Origin of the sequence: Pseudomonas sp. yb_9, assembly GCF_043103635.1 — a bacterium.
Lineage (GTDB): Bacteria > Pseudomonadota > Gammaproteobacteria > Pseudomonadales > Pseudomonadaceae > Aquipseudomonas > Aquipseudomonas monteilii.
Genome location: NZ_JBICKA010000006.1, coordinates 264,820 through 272,464, shown reverse-complemented (window position 1 = coordinate 272,464; position 7,645 = coordinate 264,820). Strand labels below are relative to the sequence as shown.

Sequence of the window (7,645 nt, the reverse complement as noted above, 5' to 3'; positions counted from 1 at the left end):
GGGATCAGCCAAAGGTTTTTACCTTGTGGCTTCAGACCGGTGCCAGGCACCCATCTGTTACTGAAAAATGGCGCAGCGGACGGGACTCGAACCCGCGACCCCCGGCGTGACAGGCCGGTATTCTAACCGACTGAACTACCGCTGCGCAGTGCGCTCCTCTCTGGCTTTCGGTTTCTTGCGAAACCTGAAGCGTCAGGAACATCTCAGGAAGTGGTGGGTGATGACGGGATCGAACCGCCGACCCTCTGCTTGTAAGGCAGATGCTCTCCCGGCTGAGCTAATCACCCTCGCGATGTTGCTTGTTGCGTTTGCTTCGCTGAGGCCGCGAAATTTACGCAGATGGCGAAGCTAAGTCAATAGCCCCATTGAATTTTTTTTCAAAGCAGCTGCAAGCCTCAAGCTTCAAGCCGCAAGAAAAAGTCAGCTGTGGTCTGTTCGATTTTGGAACCTTCAAAATGACGAAGGGGCCTCGCGGTCCCTTCTTGCAGCTTGCAGCTTGCAGCTAGAAGCTTGCCGCTCAGGTGTAGATCATCTTGCGAGTCATGCCGCCATGGACCACAAACTCCTGGCCGGTGACGAAGGCAGCCTGACGCGACAGCAGCCAAGCCACCATCGCCGCCACATCCTCCACCGTCCCTACCCTGCCCGTCGGGTGCTGGGCATGGTCGGCTTCGGTCAGCGGTTCGGCACGGCGCTGCGACGGGTCACGGGCATCGATCCAGCCCGGGCTCACCGCATTGACGCGAATCTCCGGGCCCAGGCTCATCGCCAGGGCATGGGTCAAGGCCACCAGGCCACCCTTGCTCGCGGCGTAGGCCTCGGTATCGGGCTCGGACTGCCGCGCCCGGGTAGAGGTGAGGTTGACGATCGCTCCATTGTGCGCACGCAAGTACGGCGCGCAATGCTTGGCCAGCAGCATCGGCCCGTTGAGGTTGACCGCCAGTACCCGATTCCACTGCGCCAGGCTCAGGCTTTCCAGCGTCTGGTTGTGCGGATTGGCAATCGCCGCATTGCACACCAACGCGTCCAGCCGACCAAACTGCCCCAACACCTCGGACACCCCGGCACTGACCTGAGCCTCGTCGGCAACGTCCATGGTGATGAACCAGGCGTTGTCACCCAGGGCCTTGGCCACCTTTGCACCGCGCTGGCGGTCAAGGTCGCTGAGTACCACCTGCCAACCTTCGCAGATCAGCCAGGCGGCAATGCCCAGGCCGATGCCGCGCGCGGCACCGGTTACCAGGGCTACCCGGCCGTTGTGGCCTGGCACACTGCCGCCGATTTCGATCACAGTGCCGCCAGCCCGCGTGCCAGGTCTGCCTGCAGGTCGGCCACGTCTTCCAGGCCCACGGCAACGCGGATCAGGCTGTCGCGGATGCCTGCAGCTTCACGCTCCTGCGGCGACAGGCGGCCGTGGGAGGTGGTGGCCGGATGGGCGATGGTGGTCTTGCTGTCCCCCAGGTTGGTGGTGATGGAAATCACCCGGGTCGCATCGATGAAGCGCCAAGCGCCCTCTTTGCCGCCCTTGACCTCGAAGCTGACCACCGCACCAAAGCCGCTCATCTGACGCTTGGCCAGTGCGTGCTGCGGGTGGCTAGGCAGACCGGCGTAATGCACCTTCTCCACGCCATCCTGCTGCTCCAGCCACTCGGCCAGGGCCTGGGCGCTTTCACAGTGCGCACGCATACGCAGGCGCAGCGTTTCCAGGCCCTTGGTGAAGATCCAGGCGTTGAACGGGCTGAGGGTCGGGCCTGCGGTCCGCAGGAAGCCCACCACTTCCTTCATCTGCTCGGCACGGCCGGCAACCACGCCGCCCATGCAGCGGCCCTGGCCGTCGATGAACTTGGTGGCCGAGTGGAACACGATGTCGGCACCCAGCTTCAGCGGCTGCTGCAGCGCGGGTGTGCTGAAGCAGTTGTCCACCACCAGCATGGCACCGTGGGCATGGGCGATTTCACTGAGCGCAGTGATGTCGACCAGCTCGGCCAGCGGGTTGGACGGCGACTCGACGATCAGCAGCTTGGTGTTGGCCTTGATGGCCTTTTCCCAGCCAGCAAGGTCGACCAGTGGCACGTAGTCCACCTGCACGCCAAAGCGTTTGAAGTACTTCTCGAACAAGCTGATGGTCGAGCCGAATACGCTCTGCGACACCAGCACATGGTCACCGGCGCTGCACAGCGACATCACCACGGCCAGGATCGCCGCCATGCCGGTGGACGTGCCCACGGCCTGCTCGGCACCTTCCATCGCCGCCAGGCGCTCCTCGAAGGCACGTACCGACGGGTTGGTGTAGCGCGAGTAAACGTTACCCGGCGTTTCACCGGCAAAGCGCGCAGCAGCATCGGCCGCCGTGCGGAACACGTAGCTGGAGGTCAGGAACAGCGCTTCGCTGTGCTCGCCCTCGGGTGTACGGTGTTGACCGGCGCGCACCGCCAGGGTGTCGAAACCGACACCCTCGAGGTCACTGTCCAGTCGTCCGGCATCCCATTGATCCGTCATGCCGTCGCTCCCGAAATCAGTTGTTGTAGAGGTCGATGATCGCGCTGACGGCCTGGTTCTTGACCTTGGCCAGGTCGTTACGGGCCTGCTCGATGCGGTCGAGGTAGGCTTCGTCGATATCCCCGGTGACGTACTCACCGTTGAATACCGCGCAATCGAAGTGGTCGATCTTGATCTTGCCGCCACCGACCGAGTCGATCAGGTCCGGCAGGTCCTGGTAGACCAGCCAGTCGGCGCCAATCAACTCGGCCACTTGTTCGGTGGTACGGTTGTGGGCGATCAGTTCGTGAACACTCGGCATGTCGATGCCGTAGACGTTGGGGTAGCGCACCGCAGGGGCTGCGGAGCAGAAGTAGACGTTCTTGGCGCCGGCTTCGCGGGCCATCTGGATGATCTGCTTGCAGGTGGTGCCGCGCACGATCGAGTCGTCCACCAGCATCACGTTCTTGCCGCGGAACTCCAGCTCGATGGCATTGAGCTTTTGGCGTACCGATTTCTTGCGCGCGGCCTGGCCGGGCATGATGAAGGTACGGCCGATGTAGCGGTTCTTGACGAAACCTTCGCGGAACTTGACGCCCAGGCGGTTGGCCAGTTCCAGGGCCGCGGTGCGGCTGGTGTCCGGGATCGGGATGACCACGTCGATGTCGTGCTCGGGGCGCTCGCGCATGATCTTGTCGGCCAGTTTTTCACCCATGCGCAGACGGGCCTTGTACACCGACACGCCATCCATGATCGAGTCCGGGCGGGCCAGGTAGACATGCTCGAAGATGCACGGTTGCAACTTCGGTGCTTCGGCGCACTGCTTGGTGTACAGCTGGCCTTCTTCGGTGATGTATACCGCTTCACCCGGCGCCAGGTCGCGGATCAGGGTAAAGCCTAGCACGTCCAGGGCCACGCTTTCCGAGGCGATCATGTATTCCACGCCTTCGTCGGTGTGACGCTGGCCGAATACCACCGGGCGGATGCCATGGGGGTCGCGGAAGCCGACGATACCGTAGCCGGTGATCATCGCCACCACGGCATAACCGCCGACACAGCGACTGTGCACGTGGGAAACCGCAGCGAACACGTCTTCTTCGGTCGGTTGCAGCTTGCCGCGTACCGCCAGCTCATGGGCGAAGACGTTCAGCAGCACTTCCGAGTCGGAGTTGGTGTTGACGTGGCGCAGGTCAGACTCGTAGATCTCCTTGGCCAGCTGCTCGACGTTGGTCAGGTTGCCGTTGTGTGCCAGGGTGATGCCATACGGCGAGTTGACGTAGAACGGCTGGGCCTCGGCCGAGGTCGAGCTGCCCGCTGTCGGGTAACGCACGTGGCCAATGCCGATGCTGCCCACCAGGCGCTGCATGTGGCGCTGCTGGAACACATCGCGCACCAGGCCATTATCCTTGCGCAGGAACAACCGGCCGTCATGGCTGGTCACGATACCGGCAGCGTCCTGGCCGCGGTGCTGGAGGACCGTAAGCGCGTCATACAGCGCCTGATTGACGTTCGACTTACCGACGATACCGACGATGCCACACATGCGACGCAACCCCTACTTTGACGAAACTTGAGTGAATAGCGCTCAGGGCTTGGACGGCCTGAGCAACTGTTCCTTGAACGGAAGATCAGCCGGAGCGCTGATCAGCCCACTGGGCGTCCACTGGCCGGTGAAACCCAGAATCAGGTTTTTCGACCAGTCGGCGACCAAGAGAAATTGTGGTATCAGGCGTGATTCCTGCCACCAGGTGTCTTGTTGAACCGGCCCCAGGCTGATCAGGCCTATGGCCACCACTACCAGCAAGGCCCCGCGCGCGGCCCCGAAGGCCATGCCCAGGAAACGATCGGTGCCGGACAGCCCGGTGACACGGATCAGCTCGCCGACCAGGAAGTTGACCATGGCCCCCACCAGCAAGGTGGCGACGAAAAGAATGGCGCAGCCCGCAATGACGCGCATCGATGGCGTCTGGATATAGCTTTCAAGATACACCGAGAGCGAACCGCCGAACATCCAGGCAACCGCACCGGCAATGATCCAGATGAGCAAGGACAAGGCTTCCTTGACGAAGCCGCGCTTGAGACTGATCAGTGTGGAGACGGCGATGATCGCGATGATCGCCCAATCAACCAAGGTAAATGCCACGGTGCTGCCTGCAGACGTTTGAGGCGGCGCATTTTACCAGAGCGGCGGGCTGGGAGTAAGCGGAATGTCAGGTGGATTAGCGTTAAGCCATTCGCGGGCAAGCCCGCTCCCACAGGGACTGCGCCACGGCATGGGTCACGCTTCACTGTGGGAGCGGGCTTGCCCGCGAATGGCTTGTTCAGCTGCGTTCTGGCTGGAAACGCACCACAAAGCCCTTGAGGCTGTTCTGGCGATTGATAGCATCACGCGTGCGCTCGGCTTCGGCCCGCTCGATCAGCGGCCCCACGTACACCCGGTTCATCCCACCCGCCGAACGGATATAGGCGTTATAGCCCTGGCTACGCAGGGTTTGCTGCAACTTCTCGGCACCCGCGCGGTTGGACAGGCTGGCCAACTGGATCGACCAGCTAACTGGCAGGCCATTGACGTCGATTTTCGATGGCGCAGCAGGCTTGGCCACCGGTGCGGCCGGCTCAGGGGTAGCGGCAGGCTTCGGTTCGACCTTGGGCGCCTGTGGCTTGACAGGCTGAACCTGCGCCTGGGTCTGCGGCGATGGCGTGATCGGCTGGCTTGGCGTGCTGGCTGGCGCCGTGGACTCGTCAACCACCACCGGTGGTTGCTGCGGGTCTTCCGGGATGGCCTGCGGCTCCGGCACGGCGACAGGCTCCACTTTCACTTCCGGCAGGCTTGGCATGGCCGGTGCCTGCGGGGCTTCTACATGCACCTGGCGCATCTCGTCCTCGCGGGTGAACAGCATCGGCAGGAAAATCACCGCCAACGCCACCAGCACCAGCGCACCCACCATGCGCTGTTTAATCCCTTTATCCAGCACTGCCATCTACTTCACCCTCCTGGGTGTGCCGCTGCAGCCATTCCAGCGCCTGGGCGACACAGAAAAACGAACCGAACAGCAGGATCTGGTCATCCGCCGTCGCCTGCGCGCATTGCCCCTCAAGGGCCGCGTCGACGCTGGCATAAGACTTCACCGCAGCGCCGAGGTTCGTCAAGGCCGTGGCCAGTTCTGCAGCCGGGCGGCTACGTGGCGTATCCAACGGCGCCACGGCCCAGTCATCGACCAAGCCCTTCAGCGGCGCGACAACGCCGTCTAGGTCCTTGTCGGCGAGCAGGCCGAACACTGCCAGACGGCGCCCCTTGAGCGGGCGAGCCGCCAGCCGACGGGCCAGATACTCTGCTGCATGGGGGTTATGACCGACATCCAGCAGCAGTTCTACCGACTTACCCTGCCACTGCAGCACACGGCGGTCGAGACGGCCAGTGATGCGGGTCGCCAGCAACGCCTGGCGCACCTGCCCTGCATCCCAGGGCAGGCCCATCAGCAGGTAGGCCTGCAGGGCCAGCGTGGCGTTCTCCATGGGCAGGTCGAGCAATGGCAAGTCACGCAACTCTACCTGCGCGCCATCTGCTGCGGTACCCCGCCAGTTCCACGCGCTATCGGTAGTGGTCAGGTCGAAATCACGACCGCGCAGGAACAGAGGCGCAGCCAATTCGGCGGCCTTGTCCAGCAATGGCTGTGGCGGATCCACGTCGCCGCACAGAGCCGGCTTGCCCGGGCGGAAGATGCCGGCCTTTTCGAAAGCCACCAACTCACGGGTATCACCCAGGTAGTCGACATGGTCGACACCGATGCTGGTCACCAGGGCCAGGTCGGCATCTACCACGTTCACGGTGTCCAGGCGGCCACCAAGGCCCACTTCCAGCACCACGGCATCCAGTTGCGACTGGTAGAACAACCAGAACGCAGCCAGCGTGCCCATCTCGAAGTAGGTCAGGGAAATGTCGCCCCGCGCCGCCTCGACGGAGGCGAAGGCGTCGCACAGGCGCTCATCGCTGGCCTCTTGGCCGTCGATCAGCACCCGCTCGTTGTAACGCAACAGGTGCGGCGAGCTGTACACGCCGACCTTGAGCCCCTGGGCGCGCAGCAGCGAGGCCACGAAGGCGCAGGTGGAACCCTTGCCGTTGGTGCCGGTTACCGTCACCACGCGTGGCGCCAGCTTGCCCAGCGCCAGCCGGGCAAGCACCTTCTGCGACCGCTCCAGGCCCATGTCGATGGCCGAGGGGTGCAACTGCTCGAGGTAGGCGAGCCACTCGCCCAGGGATCGCTGTTTCATCACGCGACGGCTGCCGCCTCACGCGCTTGCTCCGGGGTGTCCTGGCCGGTCATCTGCGCCAGCAGGCGGGCCAGACGCGGGCGCAGTTCGCCACGGGAGATGATCAGGTCGATGGCACCGTGTTCCAGCAGGAACTCGCTGCGCTGGAAGCCTTCTGGCAGCTTCTCGCGTACGGTCTGCTCGATCACGCGTGGGCCGGCGAAGCCGATCAGGGCTTTTGGCTCACCGACAATGACGTCGCCGAGCATCGCCAGGCTGGCGGAAACGCCGCCGTACACCGGGTCGGTCAGTACCGAGATGAACGGGATGCCTTCTTCGCGCAGGCGCGCCAGCACGGCCGAGGTCTTGGCCATCTGCATCAGCGAGATCAGCGCTTCCTGCATACGTGCACCGCCCGAAGCGGAGAAGCAGACCATCGGGCAGCGGTGCTCCAGGGCGTAGTTGGCCGCACGCACGAAGCGTTCGCCGACGATGGCACCCATGGAACCGCCCATGAACGAGAACTCGAAGGCGCTGACCACGATCGGCATACCCATCAGGGTGCCGCTCATGGAGATCAGGGCGTCTTTTTCGCCGGTTTGCTTCTGGGCGCCGGCCAGGCGGTCCTTGTACTTCTTGCCGTCACGGAACTTCAGGCGGTCGACCGGCTCCAGGTCGGCACCCAGCTCGGCACGGCCTTCGGCGTCGAGGAAGATGTCGATGCGCGCACGTGCGCCGATGCGCATGTGGTGGTTGCACTTGGGGCAGACATCCAGGGTCTTTTCCAGCTCCGGACGATACAGCACGGCCTCGCAAGCCGGGCACTTGTGCCACAGGCCTTCAGGCACCGAGCTCTTCTTCACCTCGGAACGCATGATCGAAGGGATCAGTTTGTCGACTAACCAGTTGCTCATGC

At 63.5% G+C, this 7,645-nt stretch carries 7 protein-coding genes and 2 tRNA genes; all 9 read right to left on the bottom strand.

The window, feature by feature from the left end; genetic code table 11:
* Positions 1–68: 68 nt before the first annotated feature.
* A tRNA-Asp gene (locus tag ACF8MI_RS01565) sits at positions 69–145 on the bottom strand.
* A 66-nt stretch (positions 146–211) separates the two neighbouring features.
* A tRNA-Val gene (locus ACF8MI_RS01560) sits at positions 212–287 on the bottom strand.
* Between the two features lie 230 nt (positions 288–517).
* The gene (locus ACF8MI_RS01555; protein WP_200929186.1) at positions 518–1,291 is read right to left on the bottom strand and encodes an SDR family oxidoreductase; all 774 of its coding nucleotides are present in this window, start codon (positions 1,289–1,291) and stop codon (positions 518–520) included.
* The gene (locus ACF8MI_RS01550; RefSeq protein WP_060498788.1) at positions 1,288–2,499 is read right to left on the bottom strand and encodes an O-succinylhomoserine sulfhydrylase; all 1,212 of its coding nucleotides are present in this window, start codon (positions 2,497–2,499) and stop codon (positions 1,288–1,290) included. Before ACF8MI_RS01550 ends, ACF8MI_RS01555 begins: the two co-directional genes overlap by 4 nt.
* 16 nt (positions 2,500–2,515) lie before the next feature.
* Positions 2,516–4,021, bottom strand: a complete 1,506-nt coding sequence (gene purF / locus ACF8MI_RS01545) for an amidophosphoribosyltransferase (RefSeq protein WP_060498787.1) — start codon at positions 4,019–4,021, stop codon at positions 2,516–2,518.
* Between the two features lie 42 nt (positions 4,022–4,063).
* Positions 4,064–4,621: a CvpA family protein gene (locus ACF8MI_RS01540; RefSeq protein WP_060498786.1), complete on the bottom strand. Its 558-nt coding sequence runs from the start codon at positions 4,619–4,621 to the stop codon at positions 4,064–4,066.
* A 178-nt stretch (positions 4,622–4,799) separates the two neighbouring features.
* Complete coding sequence (locus ACF8MI_RS01535) at positions 4,800–5,459, bottom strand: SPOR domain-containing protein (protein ID WP_104835287.1); 660 nt, start codon at positions 5,457–5,459, stop codon at positions 4,800–4,802.
* Positions 5,443–6,750 carry a bifunctional tetrahydrofolate synthase/dihydrofolate synthase gene (gene folC, locus ACF8MI_RS01530; RefSeq protein WP_060498784.1) on the bottom strand — a complete coding sequence of 436 codons (1,308 nt, stop codon included), beginning with the start codon at positions 6,748–6,750 and terminating at the stop codon, positions 5,443–5,445. The genes ACF8MI_RS01535 and folC overlap by 17 nt, the downstream gene beginning before the upstream one ends.
* On the bottom strand, positions 6,750–7,643 hold the full coding sequence (gene accD, locus ACF8MI_RS01525; RefSeq protein ID WP_060498783.1) for an acetyl-CoA carboxylase, carboxyltransferase subunit beta: 894 nt from the start codon (positions 7,641–7,643) through the stop codon (positions 6,750–6,752). The genes folC and accD overlap by 1 nt, the downstream gene beginning before the upstream one ends.
* Between the last annotated feature and the right edge of the window lie 2 nt (positions 7,644–7,645).